The organism is Pseudomonadota bacterium (assembly GCA_016711215.1).
Taxonomy (GTDB): domain Bacteria; phylum Myxococcota_A; class Polyangia.
In genome coordinates this window covers 146,842-170,350 of record JADJTL010000003.1, presented here as the reverse complement: position 1 = coordinate 170,350, position 23,509 = coordinate 146,842, and the positions used below count along the sequence as shown (strand labels likewise).

21 protein-coding genes are annotated in these 23,509 nt (G+C 70.5%); 3 read left to right on the top strand and 18 right to left on the bottom strand.

The features are described from left to right. Positions 1-3: 3 nt before the first annotated feature. The 10 genes from IPL40_09725 to IPL40_09680 form a co-directional block, all read right to left on the bottom strand. Positions 4-171 (bottom strand): lasso RiPP family leader peptide-containing protein, encoded by a 168-nt coding sequence (locus IPL40_09725; protein MBK8481437.1) that lies wholly within the window; start codon positions 169-171, stop codon positions 4-6. An 83-nt stretch (positions 172-254) separates the two neighbouring features. Then, complete coding sequence (locus IPL40_09720) at positions 255-2,174, bottom strand: hypothetical protein (protein MBK8481436.1); 1,920 nt, start codon at positions 2,172-2,174, stop codon at positions 255-257. 29 nt (positions 2,175-2,203) lie between these two features. Continuing rightward, positions 2,204-2,509, bottom strand: a complete 306-nt coding sequence (locus IPL40_09715; protein MBK8481435.1) for a PqqD family protein — start codon at positions 2,507-2,509, stop codon at positions 2,204-2,206. A 43-nt stretch (positions 2,510-2,552) separates the two neighbouring features. Next, positions 2,553-5,411: an FG-GAP repeat protein gene (locus IPL40_09710; GenBank protein MBK8481434.1), complete on the bottom strand. Its 2,859-nt coding sequence runs from the start codon at positions 5,409-5,411 to the stop codon at positions 2,553-2,555. 175 nt (positions 5,412-5,586) lie between these two features. After that, positions 5,587-6,558, bottom strand: a complete 972-nt coding sequence (locus IPL40_09705) for an electron transfer flavoprotein subunit alpha/FixB family protein (protein ID MBK8481433.1) — start codon at positions 6,556-6,558, stop codon at positions 5,587-5,589. Between the two features lie 112 nt (positions 6,559-6,670). Continuing rightward, the gene (locus IPL40_09700) at positions 6,671-7,492 is read right to left on the bottom strand and encodes an electron transfer flavoprotein subunit beta/FixA family protein (protein MBK8481432.1); all 822 of its coding nucleotides are present in this window, start codon (positions 7,490-7,492) and stop codon (positions 6,671-6,673) included. A 164-nt stretch (positions 7,493-7,656) separates the two neighbouring features. Further along, on the bottom strand, positions 7,657-8,718 hold the full coding sequence (prfA, locus tag IPL40_09695) for a peptide chain release factor 1 (protein MBK8481431.1): 1,062 nt from the start codon (positions 8,716-8,718) through the stop codon (positions 7,657-7,659). Between the two features lie 66 nt (positions 8,719-8,784). Next, positions 8,785-9,012 carry a 50S ribosomal protein L31 gene (rpmE, locus tag IPL40_09690; GenBank protein ID MBK8481430.1) on the bottom strand — a complete coding sequence of 76 codons (228 nt, stop codon included), beginning with the start codon at positions 9,010-9,012 and terminating at the stop codon, positions 8,785-8,787. 70 nt (positions 9,013-9,082) lie between these two features. Then, complete coding sequence (rho, locus tag IPL40_09685) at positions 9,083-10,348, bottom strand: transcription termination factor Rho (GenBank protein MBK8481429.1); 1,266 nt, start codon at positions 10,346-10,348, stop codon at positions 9,083-9,085. Positions 10,349-10,701: 353 nt separating this feature from the next. Continuing rightward, positions 10,702-11,001, bottom strand: coding sequence for an acylphosphatase (locus IPL40_09680; GenBank protein ID MBK8481428.1), 300 nt, complete (start codon positions 10,999-11,001; stop codon positions 10,702-10,704). Positions 11,002-11,150: 149 nt separating this feature from the next. On the opposite strand from IPL40_09680, the gene IPL40_09675 reads away from it, so the two are divergent. From IPL40_09675 to IPL40_09665, 3 genes are all read left to right on the top strand, one after another. Further along, entirely contained in the window at positions 11,151-11,495 is a 345-nt protein-coding gene (locus tag IPL40_09675) for a PilZ domain-containing protein (protein MBK8481427.1), read from the top strand. 113 nt (positions 11,496-11,608) lie between these two features. Beyond that, complete coding sequence (locus IPL40_09670) at positions 11,609-12,814, top strand: sensor histidine kinase (protein MBK8481426.1); 1,206 nt, start codon at positions 11,609-11,611, stop codon at positions 12,812-12,814. Positions 12,815-12,883: 69 nt separating this feature from the next. After that, positions 12,884-14,572 carry a methyltransferase domain-containing protein gene (locus tag IPL40_09665; GenBank protein MBK8481425.1) on the top strand — a complete coding sequence of 563 codons (1,689 nt, stop codon included), beginning with the start codon at positions 12,884-12,886 and terminating at the stop codon, positions 14,570-14,572. Between the two features lie 58 nt (positions 14,573-14,630). On the opposite strand, the gene IPL40_09660 is transcribed toward IPL40_09665, so the two are convergent. The 8 genes from IPL40_09660 to IPL40_09625 all read right to left on the bottom strand — a co-directional run bounded on the left by IPL40_09660 (position 14,631) and on the right by IPL40_09625 (position 23,295). After that, entirely contained in the window at positions 14,631-15,467 is an 837-nt protein-coding gene (locus IPL40_09660) for a 4-hydroxy-tetrahydrodipicolinate reductase (protein ID MBK8481424.1), read from the bottom strand. After that, positions 15,464-16,348 (bottom strand): 4-hydroxy-tetrahydrodipicolinate synthase, encoded by an 885-nt coding sequence (locus IPL40_09655; GenBank protein MBK8481423.1) that lies wholly within the window; start codon positions 16,346-16,348, stop codon positions 15,464-15,466. Before IPL40_09655 ends, IPL40_09660 begins: the two co-directional genes overlap by 4 nt. Continuing rightward, positions 16,330-16,893 carry a hypothetical protein gene (locus IPL40_09650; protein ID MBK8481422.1) on the bottom strand — a complete coding sequence of 188 codons (564 nt, stop codon included), beginning with the start codon at positions 16,891-16,893 and terminating at the stop codon, positions 16,330-16,332. The genes IPL40_09655 and IPL40_09650 overlap by 19 nt, the downstream gene beginning before the upstream one ends. 47 nt (positions 16,894-16,940) lie before the next feature. Beyond that, positions 16,941-17,903 (bottom strand): bifunctional riboflavin kinase/FAD synthetase, encoded by a 963-nt coding sequence (locus IPL40_09645; protein ID MBK8481421.1) that lies wholly within the window; start codon positions 17,901-17,903, stop codon positions 16,941-16,943. Positions 17,904-18,094: 191 nt separating this feature from the next. Then, a complete protein-coding gene (locus tag IPL40_09640) occupies positions 18,095-19,741 on the bottom strand; it encodes a hypothetical protein (protein MBK8481420.1) in 1,647 nt (548 codons plus the stop codon). A gap of 112 nt (positions 19,742-19,853) precedes the next feature. Further along, positions 19,854-21,332 (bottom strand): protoporphyrinogen oxidase, encoded by a 1,479-nt coding sequence (hemG, locus tag IPL40_09635; protein ID MBK8481419.1) that lies wholly within the window; start codon positions 21,330-21,332, stop codon positions 19,854-19,856. Positions 21,333-21,335: 3 nt separating this feature from the next. Further along, positions 21,336-22,397 carry a uroporphyrinogen decarboxylase gene (gene hemE / locus IPL40_09630; GenBank protein MBK8481418.1) on the bottom strand — a complete coding sequence of 354 codons (1,062 nt, stop codon included), beginning with the start codon at positions 22,395-22,397 and terminating at the stop codon, positions 21,336-21,338. A gap of 175 nt (positions 22,398-22,572) precedes the next feature. Further along, entirely contained in the window at positions 22,573-23,295 is a 723-nt protein-coding gene (locus IPL40_09625; protein MBK8481417.1) for a CreA family protein, read from the bottom strand. Positions 23,296-23,509 lie beyond the last annotated feature (214 nt).

Below are 23,509 nucleotides of genomic sequence, written 5' to 3'. Positions count from 1 at the left end.
GGCCTAGGTGCCGCTGGGACCCTGGCCGAGGTCGCCCGGTCCCTCGTCTGAGGCTTGGGTCAGCTCGCGCACGGTGCCGTGGCGCACCAGCCGCGGCGCGTGATAGGGACGCCGCTCGCCTCGGCTCGGCCTCTCTTGGCTCGGACGGTCCAGTGGAGGGTCCTTGCTCATCGGGCACTTTCCCCTTGATAGCTATCGGCTATCGGCTATCGGCTATCGGCTATCGGCAGTCCCGCTCAATCGGCAGTCGCGCTCTAGCCGCCGCCGCGCTGGGACTGCAGCCACTTGAACAGGGTCGCGGTCGCCCAGAGGGGCCGAGCGCATGCCCAACCCGGCGTTTGTTTGTACTGCCGGTAGGCGCTTCGCACAACGTCGAAGTTGATATAGCTGCCGAGACCTTCGTCGTCGCCCGCGAGTAGCGCGCGCAGCGGCGCATCCTCGTGCTGATCGAAGGCGTGGAAGAAGTGGGAGGCGAGATTCGACTTATCCGGCCGCCAGGCGACGGCCGCCGGGGCGTGGTCAGCGAGCGCACGGCGCAGCGACACGCGGCTCCAACCGTCGTCGAGTTTATGCGCCGAGGGCAGGCCGTAGCACCAGCGAAGCAGGCGCAGATCGCAGAGCGGAAAGGCGGGCACGAGGCCCTGCGCGCTGCCGAGGGTGTGCGCGAGCTCGAGCGCCCAGGTGAGCAGTCCCCCTTCGACGCCCTGTCGGTGCGCGGCTCGTTCGCAGCGCGCGGCGGCCTGGCGCTCACCCTGCACTTCGTGCCAGCGGTGATCGAGGCCGACGCGTTGCGCGAAGTCGCGCCGCAGCAGCGCCAGCGGCGGGCGACCGCGGCCGCGGACCCGTCGCGCGGCGCCGAGCAGGCCTGGCGGCAGCCACGGCCGCAGGGCGCGCACCCACAGCAGGGGCCAGAGCGGCGTCGGGCGGCGCTGCGAGAAGCGGCGCGCCTGGAAGAAGAGGCGCAGCCAGCGGCCCGCTGCCGCCAGCTCAGCGAAGCGGGCCAGCCCGTGCGAGAGGGTCAGGTCGCCATCGAGCCCTTCGAAGATGACCTCCGCGTCCTGCGCGGCGGCCGCCTGGTAGAGCGCGCGAAGGATAAAGGTGTTCGGCGCGGCGATCGGCTCGCGCGGCGCCGGCGCGCCGCGATAGAACGACTGCAGGGGCGCAAGGGCGTCGACCCCCACGAGATGGCTTCGCAGTCCAGCGCGGTGCGCGACCACCTGGGCGATGTGCTGGCGCTCGTCACAGGCCGGCACGGCGTCGAAGATCGCCGAGATCGTCGGCAGCGCGGCGTGGTCGCCGCGCGCGTCGAGGGCCTCGCGCAGGAGCAGCGTCACGGTCGACGAGTCGAGGCCACCGCTGAGCAGCGAGGCGATGCGACCCTCAGGCGCTGGCAGGCGGCAGCGCGTCGCGACGCGCAGGCGTTCGATCAGGCCCTGGGCCGCATCGTCGGCCGAGAGCGCGGACGGCGCGGCCCCTTCGTCGGCCAGGCACCAATAGCGCGCCGGTCGCAGCCGAGACCCGTCGACGCAGAGCGTGCTGGCAGGGGGCAGCCGGCGGATGTCGCGATAAAAGGTCCTCGACGTAGCACCGAAGTCGAAGAGCAGGTGCTCCCCGATCCGCCGCTCATCGAAGGCGTGGCCGACCTCCGCCAGTGCCAGCACCGCGCTGAGCTCGGAGGCGAAGGCGAAGATCTGACCGGGCAGGTGGCAGTAGTAGAGCGGCTGCACGCCGAGGTGATCGCGCGCCAGCAAGAGTCGGCGTGGGGCGGGGTCCCAGAGGGCAAAGGCGAAGTCGCCCAGCAGCTCGGCTGCGAAGCTCGGGCCCCAGCGGCGATAGGCGGCGCCGAGCAGGGCCGGGTCGGGGCTCGCCAGGTGGTGGCGGTTGGCCGGCGGAGCGTCGCTGCCCAGGCGCGCGCGCAGCGCCTCCGCGTTGTCCAGACGCGAGGCTGCGACGACCAGCACTCGGTCGGTCGGGTCGTGCGCTTCGCCGTAAACGCGGGGAGCCGCTGCGCTCGCTGGCTCTGGACGGCGAGCCTCTCCGAGGGCGAGGGGCCCCTCGAGGTGGAGCTGCAGCGCCGTCCACACGCCATGCGCTAGCGCGGCCGCCATGCGCTCGGCCGAGGCCTTGCTGGCGCTGGCGCCGTCGAGGCGCAGCAGACCGAAGATCCGGTGCACGGGCTAGCGCCCGACCCTTGCGTGGGCGCTCAGGGGATCGGGCCCTCGAGCGTCTCGACCAGCCCTCGCTCGAGCAGCTCGTTCAGCAGCTGCCGCAGATCGGCCTCACAGGCGGCCGCCTCGACGTCGAAGCGCGCCTGCACCACTTCGCAGAGCTCAGCGAGCGTGTGCGCGGTCTGGAGCTGCTCCCAGACGAGGCTGCCGACGTCATTCAGGCTGTAGTAGACGCTGCCGGCGAGGTCGAGCAGGACGGTCTCGTCGCCGAGACGCCGAGACACCTGGGTGGCGGCAGCCCGATAGTGCTCGGCGCTGATCGACGTTGAGTGGATCGCCATCGGTAGCACGCCTCAGTAGCGGCGGTGGGCCTCCTAGGGGCCCTCAATAGTAGACGAAGATGCGGCCCCGATTGCTGTCGTAGGTCCACTCGCCGATCACCAGGTCCGGAAAGCCGTCGCCGTTGATGTCGCCGAGGAAGGTGTTTGGGTTGCTGAAGCCCGTGGTGCCGCCCGAGACCGGTCGGAAGACGCGGTCCGCGTTGCTCGCGAGCCGGCCCGCGAGGCCCGCGCGGCTGCCGAAGAAGAGCCGGGCGGAGCCCACCGCGGTCGCGCCTTCGCGCACCATGCCGACCAGCAGGTCGGCGAGCCCGTCGCCGTTGAGGTCGACGCCGTTGGGGTGGCCGGGCACGATGCCCTCCGCCATCCAGATGCCGAAGTTGTTGTTGGCCGCCGGCACCAGGTCGCTGCGGATCACGGCCTCGGCTTGCGCCACCGAGGTCGGAACGCTCGGTTGGAGGCTGAAGAGGTAGACGGCGCCTGCGCCGCCGCCGAGCAGCGGATCGCTGGCGGCGAACTCGTTGACGCCGTCGCCGTCGACGTCGCCGACCGCAGAGAGCAGTCGACCGAAGAGCGAGTTGCCTTCGGCTGCGCTGCCGCCGATCCGCAGCACGCGGTTCGCATCCGTCAGCGCGAGCTGTTCAGGCGGCGTGCCCCGGGCGGCGCCGAGCAGCACATAGAGCGCGCCGCGCTGCACGCCTTCCTCCTGCTCGGTGCTGGCGGCGATGAGCAGATCGCCGAAGCGATCGTCGTTCAGTCGACCGCCCCTGACAATGCGTCCGCCGAAGAGGCCGCCGAAGCTCCCGCCGCTGAGCAGCAAATCAGCGTCAGCGGGCAGCTCTCGCTGGCGGGGCGCCAGGCTGCCCTCCATCAGCGGCACGTCGGCCTCGCCGTAGGCCAGGGCGACCGTCGACCAGCGCGGCCCGTCGGTGATCCAATGCGACATGGCGAGGTCGTCGCGTCCGTCGCCATCGAGGTCGGCAGCGCCCAGGCCGATCGCCAGCCGCTCCGTCGCCGCCGCAGCGCTCGGCAGGTGAAAGATGATCTCGGCGCCGATACCGTCGCCGACGTCGGCCCGGTCCGAGTTCCAGAAGGGTCGGCCGCGGTAGAGGTAGACCTGTCCGCGTCCGCCGCCGTGTCCACTGGCCTTGACCGCGAGGTCGCTGCAGTGGTCGCCGTCATAGTCCAGGGCGCTCAGCAGCACGCCAAAGCCGCCATTCGCCTGAGTGCCGCTGATCCTCTTGGAGAAGGTGCCGGGAAAATTGGTGCCATTGCTGAAGTAGAGCTGCACCTCGCCGGCCTTGCTCAGCCCGTCGACGGTGGCTTCGAAGAGGCCGACGGCCATGTCGGTGAAGCCGTCGCAGTTGAAGTCACCCACGGCGATCGGGGTGCCAAACTTCGATCCGGTCGAGCCGCGGAGCTCCTGCAGACGGAAATCCACCAGCGAGGCCGGCGGCAGGTTGGAAAGGGGCGAAACGTTACCGACGGCGTCGATCGCCTTCACCGCCACGGCGTAGGGCGTGCCGAGGGACAGACCGCTCAGCCCAACGCGCTGCTGCTCGCCGATGGGGACGGCGTCGGGGTCAGGGCTGAGCGCCAGGGTGCTAGGCCCATCGAAGCTGGCGGCGTCGAGGGGGCCGTTTGGTCGATAGCGCACCAGGTACTTGGTGACGCCGCTGCCCTGGTCTTGCACACTGGTCCAATCGCAGTCGAGCAGGCCGCGGCGGCCGCTCGCCACCCGGCAGGCCAGGTCGGTGACCGCGGGTGGCGGAGTCAGGTCGACGAAGGCCTTGAACCCCGGGCTCTCGCTGGCGTTGCCGTTGGTGGCGTTGCGGCAGATCGCGCGGAAGAAATACGACTGCTCGGCGGTCAGGTCGAGCGGGAAGCTTGCGTGACCGTCGCTGGGCGTCAGGGTGGCGAGCGAGACGCCACCGCTTTGCAGCACGATGCTTCCGGCGGTGCTGTCGGTTTCGACGCGCAGGGCGGTCTGGACCCCGTCACCGACGTCGCCGTTTAGATCCTGGGCCGGGCCCAGACCGGCGCCGAGCTGCGCGGTCGCCACTGCGCCGCCCGAGAAGCCGACGATGTTACAGACTGGGCCCGAGACCACCACCGAGGCCTCGGCCTCGCAGGTGCCGAGCAGGCCACCCGCGCTGACCGTGGCGCGGAGCGTGTTGCGCCCGGGGCTGAGCACGACGCCGAAGTGTGCCTCTTGGCTAGCGTCGGTGACGACGCTTTGCTGGGCTGCCGAGCCGATGGAGAGGGCCACGGCGCTGCCGGAGGCCGCGTGCTCGGTGGTGACGATGACGTCGTAGTTGAACGTGCCATCGAAGGTACCGGTCCCGGGCGCGCGGTTGATGCGGTCGTCGGCGGTGGTGAGGATCGCGCCGGCTGCCGGTTGGGCGATCAGGCAGCGGGGCTGGTGCTGGACGTTGAGCCGCACGACTTCGCCGCGGCAGCCCGCCGCGCGCGGCGCGAGGTCGAGCAGCCTGACCTCGTCGCTGATCGTGACGCCGAAGAAGGAGGCCAGGCTACCCGTGGCGAGGTCTGCCTGGGGCGCCGGATCGAGCCCCGTGACGCCGAGGCTGATCGCTCGCCCGGTCGGCGCTCCCGAGGCCCGGACCTCGACGTCGAGCTGGATCCCGTTGCGCGCCGCATCACGGTCGAGCTGCGGCCCGATCTGGTTGACCGAGGCCACGGGCGTCCCGTTGATCGTGACCACCGTCAGGCTGCAGCCCGCGCCGTCGCGCTCCGCCTCGCCGTCGCGGCGCGCGTCCGCGACGCGGCTGTCGCCGACGGGATCGATCGCCGCATCATTGGGCGGCGGAAAGGCGTCGTCGCTGCAGGCCAGCAGGGCGACCGATAGAAGACCCAGTGCCGCCGTAGCCCTCAGTCGCTGCGCCATTGCGTCCTCCATCGAGCGGTGCTCGAACGCGGCCTGCGGCGCGCGAGTCGCGCGTCGAGTGCGGCGCAGCATAGCGAACCGCCTTTCGCGCTGGCAAGCGGCGGATGTGACGAGGCGGGGCCGGGTCCGAGCGGGGCGGGGGGCGGTGAGCGGCGAGCGGTCAGCCAGCGCGGGCTCAGGCCGGTCCGAGGGCGCGCAGCTTGGCCGTCAGCGCGTCGACGGTGTCCTCCCACTTGGCCACCAGCCCGTAGTCGGCGACCTGGAAGATCGGCGCCTCCGGGTTCTTATTGATCGCGACGATGACCCTCGAGCTCTTCATCCCGGCCAGGTGCTGGATCGCGCCGCTGACGCCGATCGCGATATAGAGCTCCGGCGCGACCACCTTGCCCGTCTGTCCGACCTGGAGATCGTTGGGCACCATACCGGCGTCGCAGGCGGCGCGGGTGGCGCCGACAGCCCCACCGAGCACATCGGCGAGGGCCTCGATGTGCTTGAAGTTCTCGCCGGAACCGAGGCCTCGGCCGCCGGTGACCACGACCCGCGCCTCGGTCAGCTCCGGACGCTCGCGGGCGAGCTCGGCGATCCCCACGACCTCCGCGCCGAGGGTGGAGCCGGGTTGCACCGGTGCGGCCGCGATCGGGGCTGGCGCGGCAGCGGGCTGCGCTGCCGGCCACTCGGTCTGCCGCCCCGTGACGACCACGCAGCTGGTCGAAACCTCGACCAGGCCGATCGCGTTACCGGCGAGCATCGGGCGCTTGAAACGGCGCGGACTGACGACCGCCGAGACCTCGGAGGCCATGCCCGCCTCGAGCAGCGCTGCGACGCGAGGCAGGAGGTCCTTGCCGGTCGAGGTCGCCGTCGCGGCGACGTGCTCGGCGCCGAGCTGCTTGGCTACGGCGGCGACCACCGGGGCGTAGCTCTCCGCGAGGTAGCTTGCCAGCGCCGGGTGGTCGACGGTGAGCACCTGGTCGACGGGGTAGCGCGCGAGCTCCGCGGCGGCGGCCGCGAGGTCCTTGCCGACCAAGAGCGCCGTCAGCGTGCCGCCCGAGCTGGCGGTGACCAGCGCGCGTCCGAGGGAAACCGCGTTCAGCGAGGCTGAGCGCAGCACACCGTGCTGCGCTTCGGCGACGACGAGTACGTTGGGCATGGTGGTTCCTTCTCCTGGCGTATCCGGGCCTTTGCGCGGCGCGCGCGCAGGGCGCTGCGCCCAGTGCTGCGATCAGATGACCTTGGCTGCGATCAGATGACCTTGGCTGCGATCAGATGACCTTGGCTTCGTTGCGGAGCTTGTCGAGCAAAGCGTCGACGGACTCCAGCTTGACGCCCGCCTGGCGCTGCGCCGGGGCCTCGAGCATCAGCAGCTTGACCCGCGGGGTCGGCGTCAGGCCGAGGGCTGCAAGGTCGAGCTGATCGAAGGGCTTCTTCTTGGCGGCCATGATGCCCTTGAGCGAGGCGTAGCGCGGCCCCTCGGCATAGGCATGCGCGGCCGGCGTCTGCTGGTTGCGGACCGACTGCGGGAGCACGATCCGCAGGTCCACCGTGACCACGGCCGGCAGCGGCAGCCGCTTGGTCTCTGTGCCGCCATCGACCTCACGGCCGACGGTCACGCTCTTTCCGTCGGCGCTGGCCTCGATCGTACAGGCGAAGCAGGCCTGCGGCAGGCCGAGGTAGCCCGCGACGAGCTGGGCCACCTGATTGCTCTCGCCGTCCACCGTCTGCTTGCCGAGGAGCAGCAGGTCTGGCTGCTCGCGCTGGAAGACGGCCGCGACGACGCGCGCCACCTGCTCGCTGTCGAGACCCTCATCGCTGCCCTCGACCAGCAACGCGCGGTCGGCACCCATCGCCAGGCAGCTACGGAGCTGCTGGCTCATGTCCTTGGGGCCGATGCCGAGCACCGTCACCTCGCCGCAACGCGTGGTGGCGCCGTCGATCTTCTCGGTCAGGCGCAGCGCCGCCTCGACCGCGTACTCGTCGAAGGGGTTGACGATGAAGTTGGCTCCCGAGAGGTCGAGTGCGCCATCCTTGATCTTGACCTTCTGCTCTGGGTCCGGAACTCGCTTGGCGGTCACCAATATCTTCACTGAAGCCTCCTAGGAGGGGAGCCGCTGTAGATGAAGGGCCTCCGCCGAGCCTGCGAGGCCCGCCGCGAACCTGGCCCAAATTCCACCCAAATCCTACGAAGCAGGGCTCGTACCACGAGCCGCGCCCGCGATCAATGCGCCGCGTGCTTGCGCGTGGAGGCTCGCTAACGCGCGCCCCGCTTCAGCGCCTCGGCCTGGAAGTGCGCGTGCAGGCTGTCGATCACGTCCTGGAAGTCGCCGTCCAGCGCGCCTTGCAGGTTGTGGCGCGTCAGACCGATGCGGTGATCGGTGAGGCGATCCTGGGGAGCGTTGTAGGTGCGGATCTTCTCCGAGCGATCGCCGCTGCCGATTTGCGAGCGGCGCGCCTCCGAGCGCTCGGCGGCCTGCCGCGCGCTCTCGGCCTCGAGCAGTCGGGTGCGCAAGATGCGCATCGCGCGCGCCTTGTTCTTGTGCTGGGACTTCTCGTCCTGGCAGATCACGACGGTGTTGGTCGGAAGGTGCGTGATGCGCACGGCGCTGTCGGTCGTGTTGACGTGCTGGCCGCCGGCGCCGCCCGAGCGCATGACGTCGATCCGGAGGTCCTTGTCGACGATCGGCACGTCGACCTCCTCGGCCTCCGGCAGCATCGCGACGGTAGCCGTCGAGGTATGGATCCGTCCCTGGGCCTCGGTCACGGGCACGCGCTGGATGCGATGCACGCCGCTCTCGTACTTGAGCTGGCTGTAGACCCGGTCGCCCGTGATTGTGACAATGATCTCTTTGAGGCCGCCCGAGCTGCTGTAGCTGGCGCTGAGCGGCTCGGCCTTCCAGCCGCGGCGTTCGGCGTAGCGGCTGTACATGCGAAAGAGCTCGGCGGCGAAGAGCGACGCCTCCTCGCCTCCCGTTCCGCCGCGGATCTCGAGCATCACGTTGCGGTCGTCGTTGGGATCGCGGGGCGCGAGCAGCAGCGTCAGTCGACCCTCGAGCGAGCTCTGGCTGGCGCGGTCCTGCTCGAGCTCGACCCGCGCCAGGTCGCGCAGCTCGGGGTCCTCGAGCAGGGCCTTGCTCTCCTCGATGCGCTGCTGCACGGCGCGCAGCTGTCGGTAGGTCTCGACCAGCTCGCGCAGGTCGGCGTGCTCCTTGGCGAGCTTCAGATACTGGTCGCGACGGCCGAGTGTCTCCGGGTCGCAGAGCAGCGACGCGAGCTCCTCATAACGAGCCTCGACCTGTTCGAGCTTGCGAAACATGGACGACCGGGCGGCGACGATCGGGACGATCGGCGTGCGCCGGAGAGCCGGAGCACGCGGGCCGCGCTACTGCTCGGCTGCCTCTGGCTCGGCCTTGGCGCGCCCGTACTTGCGGTTGAACCGCTCGACGCGGCCCGCGGCGTCCACGAGCTTCTGCTTCCCGGTGTAGAAGGGATGGCAGTTCGAGCAGATCTCGATGCGGAACGAGCCACGCGTCGAGTAGGTCTGCACCAGGTTGCCGCACGCGCATTCGATGCTCGCCGGCTGGTAGGACGGGTGGATTCCCCGCTTCATGTTTGCTTCCTCCGCGGCGCTTCCCATAGCGCGAGCTGTCGGCAGCGTCAAGCCAACGTACGGCGCCAGGCTAGCCACTCATCGAGTCGAGGAACTCTTGGTTCGTCTGGGTCTTGGAAACCTTGTCGAGCAGGAACTCCATCGAATCGATCACGTTGAGCGGATGGAGCAGCTGACGGAGGATCCAGACGCGGTGCAGGACGGAGAGCTGGAGCAGCAGCTCCTCCTTGCGGGTGCTCGACTTGTTGATGTCGAGGCAGGGGAAGATGCGCTTCTCCATCAGCTTGCGGTCGAGATGGATCTCGCTGTTGCCCGTGCCCTTGAACTCCTCGAAGATCACCTCGTCCATGCGTGATCCGGTATCGACCAGCGCGGTGCCGATGATCGTCAGGCTACCGCCCTCCTCGATGTTGCGCGCCGCGCCGAAGAAGCGCTTGGGCTTATGCAGCGCATTGCTGTCCACGCCGCCCGAGAGGATCTTTCCGGAGGGCGGCACGACCGTGTTGTAGGCGCGCGCCAGGCGGGTGATCGAGTCGAGCAGGATCACGACGTCCTTGCGGTGTTCGACCAGGCGCTTGGCCTTTTCGATCACCATCTCGGCGACCTGGACGTGGCGCGAGGCAGGCTCATCGAAGGTCGAGCTGATGACCTCGCCCTTGACCGAGCGCTGCATGTCGGTCACCTCTTCCGGGCGCTCGTCGATCAGCAGCACGATCAGCACCACCTCGGGGTGGTTATGGGTGATCGCGTTGGCGATGTTCTGCAGCAGCACGGTCTTGCCGGCGCGCGGCGGCGAGACGATCAGGCAGCGCTGGCCTTTGCCGATCGGCACCAGCAGGTCGATGATGCGGGTCGAGTGGTTCTTCTGATCGTGCTCGAGGTTGAGGCGCTCGTTGGGGTAGAGCGGGGTCAGGTTGTCGAAGAGGATCTTGTCGCGCGCCGCATCCGGCGGCTCCATGTTGAGATCCTCGACCTTGAGCAGCGCGAAGTAGCGCTCCGAGTCCTTCGGTGGCCGGATCTGTCCGCTGACGGTGTCGCCGGTGCGGAGCTGGAAGCGGCGGATCTGCGAGGGCGAGACGTAGATGTCGTCGGGGCCCGGCAGGTAGTTGTAGTCGGGCGCGCGGAGGAACCCGAAGCCGTCGGGCAGCGTCTCCAGCACCCCCTCGCCGTAGATGTCGCCCTTGGCGTCGGCCTGCGCCTGAAGCAGCGCGAAGATCAGCTCCTGGCGGCGCATGTTGGACGCCCCATCGATGCCCATTTCATGGGCTCGGTGGGTGAGGTCCTTGATGGCCATGCGCTTGAGCTCTGTGAGGTTAAGGGGATCGGGCGCTGACATGGATCTTCTCTCCGGTAGGTGGGTCGGGCTGGTGCGAAGCTCCAGCGCGCGGCCGCCGTCGCTCATCGCGACCAGCGGAAAAATCTAAAGCTAAACCCTGACGAATGGCCGAGTGATGGGTGCCGAATGCCGAATGCCGAGTGATGGGTACCGAGTGCCGAGTGCCGAGTGCCGAGTGCCGAGTGCCGAGTGCCGAGTGCCGAGTGCCGAGTGATGAGTGCCGAGCGGGGCAGTGTCGCGTCGAATAGACGTTGGATATGTCGGCTGAGGTACGTCTGTCAAGGCAAAATGCCCGCCGCTCCCGTAGCTCCTGCGACGGTTTCGTGCCTCGGCGCCACAGGCGACGCGCTTGGTCAATGCCGGATGGCGAAGGCGTCCTCCTCAGCGCTGGCCTCGGCCCACTGCGCCTCGACCCGCTCGACCTCGGCCGCCGGTGGCCCGCGGCGACACCAGGCGAGGAGCTGGCCGAGCGCGTCCTCGGTCCCCTCGGCGAGCAGCTCAACGGTACCGTCGGGCCGATTGCGTACCCAGCCCCGGAGCCCCAGGCGCCGAGCGACGTCGCGCGCGCTGGCGCGGAAGTAGACGCCCTGTACCCTGCCGACCACCGAGACGCGCAGTTGCTTCAGCTGCTCGGTCTGCTTGATCTGCTTCATCGCAAAGGCCCTCCAGCGGCTGGCACGGCGCGTCATCGCGTGGCGCCGGGCGTGGGCGCTGCCGGGGCAGACCGGCGTGTGATCCGGTTTCTTGCCCCCGATCCTCCGCTGACTACAATGCCCTACACCCCAGCGGAGGCAAGCATTCGATGGTCGAGACGCCCACGACGGAAACCGAGCGCCGGAGCAGCACGCGGCGGCCCTATCATGTCCCTGTGCGCATCCACGTGCGCGGCCCGGACTACACTGACTCCTTCGTGCTCCACGCCGCGGATGTCAGCGATGGTGGCCTCTTCCTGCGCAGCGACTGGCTCTTCGACCATGGCGAGCGGCTCGACCTCGAGTTCGAGGCCGAGGGCGGCGAGCGTCAGCGCCGCCTGGGTCGGGTCGTCCGCGTCGTCGCCAGCCCGCAGCCGCGCGCCTCAGGGATGGCGGTGGGGCTGGCCGACCGGTTCTGGACGTCCGGCGACGCCGGTGATGCCTGCGTGGCCTGAGGGGCCCCCTTTTGCCTTTGGCACCGCTTGTGGCACCGCTCCCGCCGAGCGGCGCCGCGCCGCGGGATCGCGGCGGCGGCCGCCCATCGGGCCTTCTCTGATACACTCGCGGCGTGATCCTGCCAGCGCTGGGCCGCGAGTCCACCACCGTCGGTCATCTTCAGGAGCGCTTCGAGCTGCGGGCGCAGGCGCTCTTTTACGCGCGTCTGGCGCAGATGGCGGTCTTGCTGCTGGTGCTCGCCGTGCCCGCCTGGCGCCGAGCCCTGCACATCCCCGTGCCCTACGCTGTCTATGGCTATCTGGCGCTGCTCGCCATGCATGCGCTGAGCTATCTCTGGGTTGGACGTCGCGCTGCGCGCGCGGTGCTCTTTGCCTCACTCTGCTTCGACCTGCTGGGTCTGGTCTGGGTGGCGATCGCCAGCGGCGGGCTGAAGAGTCCGGTGATGGCGACCCAGGTCGTGTTCACGATGATCTTCGCGCTCCTCTTTCCGTCGCCGCTGGCGATCGTTCCGCCGCTGCTGATGTTGCCGATCGTCGCCTGGTCGGATCAGATCCTCGGCCTGCAGCGCCTTCCGGTCGACGTGCTGCTGCTGCTGTGGTACGCGGCGCTGAACATCACGGTGGTCTACGTCGTGGTCTATCTCGAGGGGCGCGAACGGATCGCCCTGAGCGAGGTGCTGCGGCTGCAGCGGGAGCGCCGCCAGCGTGAGCTGGTGCACCAGCGCAAGGGCATCGCGCGCGAGATCCACGACGGCGTCGGCGCCGCGCTCTCGGGCATTGTCCTGCAGGCGGAGTACCTCGAGGGGCGGACCGATCCCGGCGAGGTTCGGCAGGAGCTGAGCCAGCTGCGCGAGGCCGCGGTGGAGGGCATGGAAGAGCTGCGGCGCGCGGTGTCGCTGCTGCGGCGTGAGTTCGAGCTGACCAGCTCAGTGGCGGCCTACGCCGCGACCTTCGCCAGTCGCCACCACCTTCCCGTGGCGACCGAGGTGCGCGGCGTCGAGCCGGAGCTCGAGGCTGAGACGGAGCTCGCGCTCTTTCGTATCGTGCAGGAGGCGCTGGCCAACGTGGCGCGACACGCGCGTGCGCGCAGCGCCTCCGTCTTGCTCGAGTTCAGCGCTGGCGCGGCGAAGCTGGTCGTGCGCGACGATGGTTGCGGCTTTAGCGGCGCCGAGGCGCCCAAGGTCGGACACTATGGGCTACGCAGCATGCACGAGCGCGCGCGACGCATCGGGGGCGAGCTGAGCGTGGAAAGCACGCTCGGCGTCGGCACCGTCGTTACGCTGAAGCTGGCGCTGCGCGGCGACGGTGCGCGGCGATGAACCGCGCCGGACGGGGCTGAGGTGGCTGCTGCGCCGCTGGGCGCTGGAAGCGGTGGGGAGGATGAACCGATGATGGACGACAGGCTGTGGGCGGAGCGGCTCGTGCGCTACCAGTACCTTGAGGCGCTCGTGGCGCAGCGGCGCGTCTTGGAGCTTGGCTGTGGCCTGGGCCGCGCCACGGCCTTCCTTGCCCGCGTCGCGGCGCAGGTGGTCGGCGTCGACGTGGCGACGCCGGAGCTGGCGCTGGCCTGGAAGGGCTATCCCGAGGCGAACCTCTCCTTTGTCGGCGGCGACGGCGCCGCGCCCGGACAGGTCGATGCCAGCTTCGACCTGGCGCTTGTTCCCGAGCTGCAGCGCTGGATCGCGCGTGGATCGTTGCTCTCCGAGTTGCAGCGCGTCTTGCGACCGGGCGGGATCGCCGTCTTCGTCGTCCCCAGCGCTGATGTGGGCACGGCGCCGGGCCTGAGCTACGGCGACCTCCTCGATTACCTCGAGCAGTCGTTCGAGCACGTACGGATCTTGGGCGAGATCCCCTTCCTCGGGCGCACGATGGCGGATTTCTCCCCGGCGGGCGAACCGGAGGCCGCGCTCGATTGCTCGCTGATCGGCGAAGACGAGCCGCCCTCACATTACCTGGCGCTCTGCAGCGATCGCGCCCTGGAGGCGCTGCCCTACACCGTCCTGCAGCTTCCCCTCGCGAGCTGGGAGGACGAGCCGCTCTGGTTGAGGGACCAGCTCGCGCGTGCGGGGCAGGAGCGCGATCGGGCGGTGCAGCGTGCGGAGGCCCACCAGCGTGAGCTGCAGCAGCTGCAGCTGCGCGTGGCGGCCGGCGCGCGCCAGCAAGCCGACCTCCAGCGCGTCCACGAGGAGCGCGACGATCTGCGCGAGCAGCTCGAGGCGCTGCGGCGCTTGCAGGTGCTCGCCGGGCCGCGTCGCGAGCGCGGCGGGGCGCTCGCGGTCGGCGCGGCGCCGGAGCTCGGGACGGGGCGCTCGGCGGGCGAGGGTGCTTCGGCTGGCGCCGCGCCTGAGCTCGACCGCGAGCGACGCCGCGCGGAGGAGGAGCGCGCGCGGCACGAGGCGCTGCAGCTGCGGATGACCGAGCTGCGCGGACAGCTCGTGCAGCAGCGGCAGCGCGGCGACGTTGCCGAGCGGGCCCGCGCGGGCGCGCTGGCCGAGCTGGAGCCGCTGCGTCGTCGCGCCGAGCGCGCCGAGCAGCGCTGTGACGCGCTGGTCGACCACATCGAGCAGGGTGCCGCCGAGGCGACGCGGCTGCAGCAGCGCGTGGCCGAGCTGCAGGCGCTGCGGCAGAACGACCAGTGGCGCGTGGACGAGCTGCAGGGGCGGGTCGCCGAGGCGGAGCTGCGCCTGGTTGCCGCGCCGCCGCGCGCCGGCGCCGAGGCGCCGGGGGCGCCGGCAGGCGAGGCAGCGGGGGTCGTGCCGCCGGCGTCGAGCGTGACACCGCCGGCGATCACCGATCGCGGTCAGCTCGAGACCCTGATCGAGGGGGCCGGGCTGCACCAGCGGGAGGCAGAGGCTTGGCGCAGCCAGCGCGCCGAGCTGGAGGCGACGAACGCGCGCCTGCGTCAGGAGCGGGCGGAGCTCGCGCTGCAGCTCGAGCGTTGCGGCGCGGAGGGCAAGGCCGCGGACGCCCGGGCCGAGCGTTATCGCGAGGAGCTCAGTGAGCTCGCGCGGCGGCTGGCCCAGGCCGAGGGCGAGCTCAAGCGCTACGGTCGCGACGCTGAGGTGCTGCGGCGCTGAGGCGCTGCGGCGCTGAAGGGAGGGCGCGTGTGGCCGCGGCCGCGCGCGCCCTCGTGGCTCAGACTGGCGGCAGGGCCGCGTTTGGAGCCAGGCCGAGGACGTCTTGCATGTCGTAGAGGCCTGCCGGCCGGCCGGCGACCCAGCGCGCGGCGCGCAGGGCGCCCTGGGCGAAGGTCTGGCGGCTCGAGGCGCGGTGGGTCAGCTCGATCCGTTCACCGTCGGCGCAGTAGAGCACGGTGTGGTCGCCGACGATGTCGCCACCGCGCAGCGCGTGAATGCCGATCTCCCGCGGGCGCCGGCTGGCGAGCCCATGGCGGCCGTGGCACGCGCGCTCGCCCAGCGGCCCCTGGTCCGCCGTCGCCGCCGCCAGGACCTCGGCCAGCCGCGCGGCCGTGCCGGAGGGGGCGTCCTGCTTATGTCGATGGTGGGCCTCGACGATCTCGAGGTCGAAGTCCGGGCCGAGCAAGCGCGCCGCGTCCGCGGCGAGGCGCAGCAGCACGTTGACCCCGACGCTCATGTTCGGGGCATGGACGATCGCGCTGCGCGTCGCCGCCTCGCGCAACGCTCGGCGTTGGTCCGCGTCCAGACCGGTCGTGCCGGTGACCAGGGCGACCGCGGTGCCGCGCCGCGCCACGGCCTCGGCGGTCAGCAGGCTCGCGGCTGGAGCGCTGAAGTCGATCACCACGTCGCAACGGGCGAGGGCCGCGCCGAGGTCGTCCGCGACCAACACGCCGCAGGGCGGCAGGCCCGCGGTCATCGCGGCGTCCTGGCCCAGGGTCGGCGCGCCGGCGACCTCGACGGCGGCGACGAGGCGCAGCTCGGGGGCGCCGTCGAGCGCCCGCAGCAGCGCCTGGCCCATGCGCCCCCCGCAGCCGACGATCGCCACGCCGGTCACTGGGCGATCCCGAGCCGCTTGAGCTCGGCGCTGAGTTCCTCCAGCTTCGCCCCGCTCAGCGGAAGCAGCGGCAGGCGGAGCTCGTTGGCACCGAACCCGAGCAGCGCCACGGCGGCCTTGATCGGGATCGGATTGCTTTCGCAAAAGAGCAGCTCCATCAGCCGCAGCAGGCGGTAGTGGATCGCGCGCGCCTCGGCGATTTGCGACTCGCTGGCCAGGCGCACGAGCTGCGCCATCAGCTTGGGTGCGACGTTCGAGATGACGGAGATGACCCCCTGGCCGCCGACCGCCGTCAGCGCGAGCGCGAGCGGATCGTCGCCCGAGAGCACGCTGAAGTCCTTGCGCACGCGCTGGCAGGCGGCGATGACCTGCTGGCCGCGGACAATCGATCCGCTGGCCTCCTTCAGCCCGACGATTCGCTCGTGCTGCGCCAGCTCGGCGACCGTCTCCGGCAGGAGATCGCAGCCCGTGCGTCCGGGCACGTTATAGAGGACGATCGGCAGGCTCGAGGCGACGCTGAGCGCGCGGAAGTGCGCCAGGAGCCCCGCCTGGGTCGGCTTGTTGTAGTAGGGCGTAACGTGGAGCAGGCCGTCGGCGCCGCATTCGGCGGCCGCCCGGCTGAGCGCGATCGCCTGCGCCGTCGCGTTGGCGCCGGCGCCAGCGAGCACGGGGACGCGACGTTTCGTCTGCTCAACGACGGTGCGAATCACCAGCGCTTGCTCGTTGACGTCCAGCGTCGGCGTCTCGCCCGTGGTGCCGCAGGCGACCAGACCGTCGATGCCCTCGGTGATCTGCAGCTCGACCAGGGCGCGCAGCCCGTCGAGATCGAGCTGCCCGCCGCGCATCGGCGTGACCAGCGCGGTTATGGCTCCTCTGAACATGGCGACTCCTTGATCCGCAAGCCTGTGCGCGGGATCGACTGAGGTTTGATCGGGATCACGGGCGCGTGGGCGATCGCCGCGAAGCGCGCGTCCTCGGCCACGATACCGACGGCAGCGCTCGCGACGAGCGCACCGGGCGGCGGTATCAGCACGACGCTACCCGAGAGCGCGTCGAGCCGTCGGTCGCGCACGGAGAGCCCGGGGTCGAAGGGAAAGCCGACCAGGCGAGCCACGAGCTGGCCCTCCGTGCCGAGCACGAGTCGGGCGCGCTCGATGCCGCGGGCGGCGATAACCCAGCGCAGCTCTAGACCCTCGGCGCAGACCTCAACCAGCAGCGTATCGTCGCCGCCGGTCGCCTGCTTGAGCATCGCGGCGATCTCGGTCTTGACTTGCTCGAGGCCGCGGAGCGCCTGCGCGTCGTCGGGCCGCTCGCGCAGCAGGCGCTCGAAGACCGAGCGCGCCTGCAGCAGCCGCCCCTGGCCGCGGTAGATGTGGGCCAGCGTGGCAGTGGCGAAGGGCTGCGCATCGGCGACGACGAAGGACAAGCGACTGCTCCGAAGGCAACACGGGTGGCGACGACCCGCCGTTGATACTACTCGGGTGCCGGCTCTGTCGAGCGCGCCAAGCACGCTCGCGCCCTGGTCAGGTCGCGGCGAATCGCGGCCACCAGCGCCTCGGCCGAGGGAAAGCGCTCCTCCTCTCGCAGGCGCTCGACGAAGGTGAGCTCGAGCTGCTGGCCGAGGAGCTGGCCCTGGAACTCCAGCAGATGCGCTTCGACGAGGGGTGCTCCGTGGCGGGCAAAGGTCGGAGCGTGGCCGATGTTGACCGCCGCCCCGTAGGTGCTCCCGTCCGGCAGCGTGGCGCGTGCGGCGTAGACCCCGCGGGCGGGCAGCAGCTCGTTATCGGGCTGGAGGTTGGCTGTTGGCACACCGATGGTGCCTCCGCGCCCGGCGCCGCGCTCGACCCTGCCGGTAAGGGCGTAGCACCGGCCGAGCAGTCTGGCGGCGCCCGGCAGATCGCCGCGCACGACCAGCTCTCGCACCCGGGTGCTCGAGATGATGGTCCCCTCGCTGCGTGCAGGCTCGAGACCGTGGGTCGTGAAGCCGAGCTCGGCGCCAAGCAGGCGCAGGGCCTCGACGGTGCCGGCGCGGCGTTGCCCGAAGACGAAGCCGACGCCGACCACGACGTGGCGCGCCCCCAGGGCCTGCACCAACGCTCGCTCCGCGAAGGCGCGCGGGCTCAACGCGGCGAAGGCCGCGTCGAAGGGCTCGATCACCGTGATGTCGACGCCGTGGGCCGCGAGCAGCGCGAGTTGCTGCGAGCGCGTCGTCAGCAGCGGTGGGGCCGACGCGGCGGCAAAGAAGCGCGTCGGATGCGGTTCGAAGGTCAGCGCCACGACCATCCCACGCTCGGCGGTCGCGAGGGCTCGTGCGTGCGAGAGCAAGGCCTGGTGCCCGCGATGCACGCCGTCGAAGTTACCAACGACGACGGTTGGCGCGACGGTTGGCGACGCGATCGCGTCGCCGAGCGCAGCAAGTGAGGGGTAAAGTTGCATCGTGCGTCTAGCGACCGGGATGGCGTACCGCCCCGTTGCCGTCGGGGACCTGGCGCGGGGTAGGAGCGCGGCCGCGTCTCAGGTTGGGAGCACGGCCGTGGTGGTCATCAGAGCGAGCGACCCAGAGCGAGCGACCAGAAGGGTGATGGGAAGGATGCGGGGAGGGGCGAAGGCTGCACCGCTCCGGGCGATTAGTTACAGGAGCCGGAAGGCGCGGCCGCCTGCTGCGTCAGCTGCTTGTCGCAGTTGGCCAAGCCCGGGTTGTGCTGACAGATGCTCGACTTGATCGCCTCGGGGGCGATCCCGCTGAACTTGAAGCGGTTGTTGGCCAACCAGGTCGGGCTGGCTCCGATCGAGAGCGCCTTGGCGATCTTGATGTCGGCGGCCAGCAGCTCCTTGCCTTCCTTGCCCTCGGCGCAGCGGCGCAGCGTGGCGGCGGCGATGCCGTCCTTGGCGCAGCCCTCCCACTTATCCGAGCGGATGTCCTGGTTCCGACACCAGATGTAGTCGAGGTACTTCCCGTTGCGGCCGTAGTACTTCTTCGCACAGAGCTGCCGGATGTTCTCGTGCACCTCCGGATCCCCGTGCAGCGCAGTGAAGCCCGAGGCGCTGTTGGGGGCCTCCTCGGCGATGTAGTGCACGTCGAACTTGACGGCGCCCTTGAAGTTCGCGAGCACTTCCTTGACGGCGTTGAGGGCCTGCACACCGTAGGGGCACTGCGACATCACGAAGACATCGACCTGCTGCTTCTTCTCCGGCCGACAGGCCAGCTCGTTCTCGCAGGTCTTGTCGGCGCAGTCGATCTTGCCATTTCCGGTGTCGTCGATCTTGTTGTCGCAGATCTCCGCGGTCGGGTCGAAGGTCGCCGGAATCTGTAGTTGCCAATGCTCCCCGCGCTTGGTCATCCAGCGAGCGATCATGCTCCACTGCTCGGCCTTCGTCGCCGAGGCGTCGAGCAGCCAGACCGGCAGGTACTTCAGCTTGAGGTCCTGGTAGAGCTTCTTGCCCTCGGCGCTGTCGTAGTCGACGGTGCGCACCGTCAGCTTCGGGAAGAAGCGTCCGCGCAGCGTCGACTCGATGCCCTGGGTGGAGCTGCCGCAAGCGACGCAGCGCTTGTCGGTCAGCACGGTCGCGTTGACCAGGACCGGCTCGGGCAGCTTGGCGCAGGCCTCGGCCTTGGGCGCCGCCATCTTCTCGCAGATGGCGCGGGTGAAGTCGTTCTTCGAGCGCCCGCCCTGATAGGGCTCGTTGGCGATGAAAATCGTCGGGCTGCCGCTGGCCTGTCGAGCCTGGGCCCGCTTGGCCGAGGCGCTCAGGAGGCCCTTGCCCTCGGCTCCCTCGGCGCAGGTTTTGATCTTCGCCAGGTCGAGGCCTGCTTCGCCAGCACAGGTCTCCCAGCCCTCGGGGATGGCGCGCATGTTCTTGTTCTGGCAGCCGATGAAGGCCATGTACTTGCGTGGTTCCGGTTGGCTCTTGATCGCGCAGAGCTGAACGATGTTGCCCTTGACCTCGGGTTCGCCATGCAGCGAATTGAACTGGCCGGGGCCGGTCTCGGTGGCGATGAAGTCGAGCTGGAAGTCGACGCGGTCGCCGATCTCTTCGAGCACGGGCTTGATTCCGTCCTCCACCTGGGTGCCGAAGGGACACTTCGACATCACGTAGAACTCGACCTTGACCTTGGGCCCAGTGGCGGCGGCGCCGGCCTTGCTTCCGGTCTGGCCGGGGCGCAGATCCTTGCAGCCGGCGAGCCCGATGAGCGCCGCGATCACAGCCGGGGTCGCGATGGTCGAGGCGATCAGCGCGGACCGTCGCAGGATGCTTGTCTTCGTCTGGTTCATTTTTGTGATTCCCTCACTTCAGTACTCGGGTGAACACCCGCCGTGGTGGCTCGACAGAGCCCCCAGCAGGGCTGCTCGGGCGACTACCTAGCATGGCGACTCGCGCGTGTACCTAGCATGTTTCGCTGGGCGGTGCCAGCGGAAGGCTCGGGCGTGCGAGCTGGGCGAGCGCCTCTGCGGCCACGCGCCTGGCGTTGCGCGCGCAGTCGTTGATCCCGACGCCATGCAGCGCGTTTCCCGCGAGGACCAGGCCAGGCTGGGTCCCGAGCCGGGCGGTCAGCTGGGCTACGCGCTCGCGATGGCCCAGGTTGTACTGCGGAATCGCGCGCTGATGGACCACGGCCTCGGCCAACACGGGTGGGCCGTCGATGCCGAGCAGGGGGCGCAGCGCCTCGTGGGCGGCGAGCGCGATCGCCTCTGGCGCGAGCGTGGTGATCGCGCGGTCGCGCGCACCGCCGACCATCGCGCGCAGCAGCACATGGCCGGCGGGGGCGCGGCGGCCGAAGATCGTCGAGTCCCAGAGCGTCCCGAGCAGGCGCAGTCCCTCGTTTCGAGGCGCGAGGAAGCCGAAGCCGTCGAGGGGATGGCGGACCTGCTCGCGCCGGTAGCCGAGCGCCGCGACCGCGAGGGGCGCGTAGTCGATTCCCCGCAGCGACGCCGCCAGGTTCGCGTCGACGCCGTCGAGCAGCGCCGCCGCGGCGTGGGCCGGACAGGCCAAGACCAGCACCTCCGCCAGCAGCGGGGGCCGCCCCCGGCGGTGTACCCGCCAGAGGTCGCCGCTGGGGCTGCGCGTCACCCGCTCGATGTCTTGTCCGCACTTGAGCGCCGAGCCGAGCCGCCGCGCCAGGGTGTCTGGAAGGAGCTGGAGGCCGGATCGCAGGCTCGTTAGGTGGCCGCTCGGTCCGGCCCCGGGCGTGGCGGACGGCTTCCGCGGGTCGCCAGGGGCGCCGCCCCGCCGCCGCTCGCGCCGCAAGGCGACCAGACCGCGGATCAGGCTGCCGTACTGGCGCTCGATTTCGACGACGCGCGGGAAGCAGCTCGCCACGCTGAGCCGCGCCGGGTCCCCGGCGTAGATGCCCGACTGCATCGGATCGATTAGCAGGCGCGCGGCCAGTGGACCGATGCGGCGCGCGGCGAAGGCCAGCACGGACTCGTCCCTTGCATCGTCCGGCCGGCGCGCAGCGACCCAGGGTTCTCGCAGCAGGCGCAGCTTGGCGCGCCAGGGCAGCAGGTCGGACGCGAGAAAGCGCAGCGGGTGGGCCGCGGCGACGTGCAGCCGCTCGGCGCGGTAGATGTAACGCTTGGCGAAGGCGGCGGTGGCGGGAAGGAGCTCATCGCCGAGGCCGAGCTCGCTACAGAGCTCGAGCGTGGCCGGCTCGCGGTCGAGGAAACCGTTGGGCCCCCACTCGCAGAGGAAGCCGCCGACGCGTTCGCTGAGAATCTTTCCGCCCGGGCGAGCGTCGCGCTCGACGACGACGACCTCGGGCGGCGGCAGGTCGGAGGCCCGCTCGCCCCGCTGGCGCAGGGCCCACGCCACGGCCAGGCCCGAGATGCCACCGCCGACGATGACGATGCGACGCGCGGGCTGCATCGCTCAGGGCGTCGCGGGGCCGGGGCGCGCGCTGAGACGATGGACGGTCTCGACGAGGAAGCGCACGCGCTCGGGTGGCGTGCCCGGCAGGACGCCATGGCCGAGGTTAAAGACGTAGCCCTCGGCCGGTCCAGCCTGCTGCAGCACGCGGTGGACGCGCCGCTCCAGCGCCGGCTCATCGAGCCAGAGGCAGCAGGGATCGAGGTTGCCCTGCAGCGCCAACGCGGGGCCGAGCGAGCGCCGTGCCTCGGCCAGGTCAATCCGCCAGTCGACGCCGATCACGTCGGCGCCGCTTTCGCGCAGCAGCTCGAGCAGCGGCGCGGTGTTCGTGCCGAAGAGGATGCGGGGCACCCCGAGGGGTTGCAGCTCGGCGAAGATCCGTTGGAGATGGGGCAGACAGAGCTCGCGATAGTCGTCCGGCGAAAGAATGCCGGCCCAGGTATCGAAGACCTGAACCGCGTGGCAGCCCGCCTCGACCTGGGCCCGGAGGTGGCTTACGACCATCGTCGCCAGCTTGTCGAGCAGCAGGTGGGCGCTGACCGGGTCGCCGAAGAGCAGCCGCTTGAGCTGGATGAAATGGCGCGATTGTCCCCCCTCGACCAGGTAGCTGGCCAAGGTCAGGGGCGCGCCGGCAAAGCCGAGCAGCGGCACGCGCCCCGCGAGCGCGCGGTTGGTGCGGCGAATCGCCTCCAAGAGGAAGGGGAGCTTCTCAGCGGGATCGAAGACCTGCAGCGCCTCGATCGCGGCGCGGTCGCGCACGGGCGGCGTGATGCGCGGGCCCTCCTCGGTCAGCTCCACGCCGACCCCCATCGCCACGACCGGCACGAGGATGTCGGAGAAGATGATCGCGGCGTCGACGCCGAGCTCCTCGACGGCGGCGACCGTGACTTGGGACGCCAGGTCCGGGTCGCGACAGAGCTCGAAGAACGAGACGCGCTGGCGAATCGCGCGGTAGGACGCCTGGTAGCGGCCCGCCTGGCGCATCAACCAGACCGGCGTGCAGTCGGTCGGTCGGCGGCGATAGGCGTTGAGCAGGCGCTTCGGGCGGGCGTCGGTTGGCGGCATCGGCTTCCTTCCTCCGGCCGCCGTCCGCCGGCGGCCGGCGCGACCCTACCACAGCGGGCGAGCGGCGCCGCTGGCCGCGCGAGTTCCGGCTGGCGCGAGCCTTGGGCAGCCCTCGGCGGGGCGCATCGGGGGCGCATCGGGGGCGCGGCGGCGGACTGAGGCAGCGCTGGCCGCGTCAACGCCAGGGCATTACCGGTACGGTGCTGATCGAGTTCTTGGGGCTGCCGTCAAAGAGCTTGTCGCTGTAGGTGAGATAGACGAGCACGTTGCGCTTCTGGTCGAAGAAGCGCACGACGTGCTGCGACTTGAGGAAGATCGAGGTGTCGACGTTGAAGATCTCCTCCTTGGGCGCGAGCGATTGCTTGAAGCGAATGGGACCGATTTGGCGACAGGCGATCGAGGCGTCGGAGGTGTCCTCGGCGACCCCGACCCCACCGCTGATCCCGCCGGCCTTCGCCCGGCTCAAGTGGCAGGTCACGCCCTCGATCTTGGGGTCGTCGATGGCCACGACGACGATCTTGTCGTCAGGCCCGACCCAGTGGAATTGCGTGTTTACGCTGCCGATTTCTTCACCACCGGGCCCGGCTGTCGCGGGCGCGGCCGCTGGCGGCGCGACAGCGCTCGAAGCGCCACCGAGTGCGGGGCCCGGATCTGCCGCGCCGAGGGAATTGCTTCCAGGCGAGTAGTTGCTCGTCGGGGCGTAGCCGCCACCCTGCGCGCCGTAGGAGGGCGCTGGCGCTGGCGAGGCCAGCGAGGGTCGATATCCGGCTGCCCCCGCCGGTTCAAAGCCTTGCCCATCACCCGGATCCTGGCCTTCGCAGGCCGCCGCGGCCCAGAGGAAGAGCAGCAGGGCGCTGCGGAGCGAGGCCGGTCGTTGTCGAAGCAGGCGAGCGGTCATGGCGTCCTCTCCCAGCGATGGGGCGGCCCGCGAGCGGCGGCGCCGCCTGCGATGGCCAAACCGGGCGCCTGCGCGCTGCAGCGTCTTCCCCGACCTCAGCCCAGCGAAGCAAGCATCGTGCCGCGCTCGGCGGGACCCTCCACGAGGGCGCGCTCGCGCGTCGAATCGAACGCTTAGCCGCTGGGTCGTCCTCGATGAGGGTGGCGCTTGGCGC

What these genes read in the sequence shown, in the direction of transcription:
- IPL40_09725 (MBK8481437.1), bottom strand. Translation starts at nt 171, where the DNA reads ATGAGCAAGGACCCTCCACTGGACCGTCCGAGCCAAGAGAGGCCGAGC.
- IPL40_09715 (MBK8481435.1), bottom strand. Translation starts at nt 2,509, where the DNA reads ATGGCGATCCACTCAACGTCGATCAGCGCCGAGCACTATCGGGCTGCC.
- IPL40_09710 (MBK8481434.1), bottom strand. Translation starts at nt 5,411, where the DNA reads ATGGCGCAGCGACTGAGGGCTACGGCGGCACTGGGTCTTCTATCGGTC.
- IPL40_09705 (MBK8481433.1), bottom strand. Translation starts at nt 6,558, where the DNA reads ATGCCCAACGTACTCGTCGTCGCCGAAGCGCAGCACGGTGTGCTGCGC.
- prfA (MBK8481431.1), bottom strand. Translation starts at nt 8,718, where the DNA reads ATGTTTCGCAAGCTCGAACAGGTCGAGGCTCGTTATGAGGAGCTCGCG.
- rpmE (MBK8481430.1), bottom strand. Translation starts at nt 9,012, where the DNA reads ATGAAGCGGGGAATCCACCCGTCCTACCAGCCGGCGAGCATCGAATGC.
- rho (MBK8481429.1), bottom strand. Translation starts at nt 10,348, where the DNA reads ATGTCAGCGCCCGATCCCCTTAACCTCACAGAGCTCAAGCGCATGGCC.
- IPL40_09680 (MBK8481428.1), bottom strand. Translation starts at nt 11,001, where the DNA reads ATGAAGCAGATCAAGCAGACCGAGCAGCTGAAGCAACTGCGCGTCTCG.
- IPL40_09675 (MBK8481427.1), top strand. Translation starts at nt 11,151, where the DNA reads ATGGTCGAGACGCCCACGACGGAAACCGAGCGCCGGAGCAGCACGCGG.
- IPL40_09665 (MBK8481425.1), top strand. Translation starts at nt 12,884, where the DNA reads ATGATGGACGACAGGCTGTGGGCGGAGCGGCTCGTGCGCTACCAGTAC.
- IPL40_09655 (MBK8481423.1), bottom strand. Translation starts at nt 16,348, where the DNA reads ATGTTCAGAGGAGCCATAACCGCGCTGGTCACGCCGATGCGCGGCGGG.
- IPL40_09645 (MBK8481421.1), bottom strand. Translation starts at nt 17,903, where the DNA reads ATGCAACTTTACCCCTCACTTGCTGCGCTCGGCGACGCGATCGCGTCG.
- IPL40_09640 (MBK8481420.1), bottom strand. Translation starts at nt 19,741, where the DNA reads ATGAACCAGACGAAGACAAGCATCCTGCGACGGTCCGCGCTGATCGCC.
- hemG (MBK8481419.1), bottom strand. Translation starts at nt 21,332, where the DNA reads ATGCAGCCCGCGCGTCGCATCGTCATCGTCGGCGGTGGCATCTCGGGC.
- hemE (MBK8481418.1), bottom strand. Translation starts at nt 22,397, where the DNA reads ATGCCGCCAACCGACGCCCGCCCGAAGCGCCTGCTCAACGCCTATCGC.
- IPL40_09625 (MBK8481417.1), bottom strand. Translation starts at nt 23,295, where the DNA reads ATGACCGCTCGCCTGCTTCGACAACGACCGGCCTCGCTCCGCAGCGCC.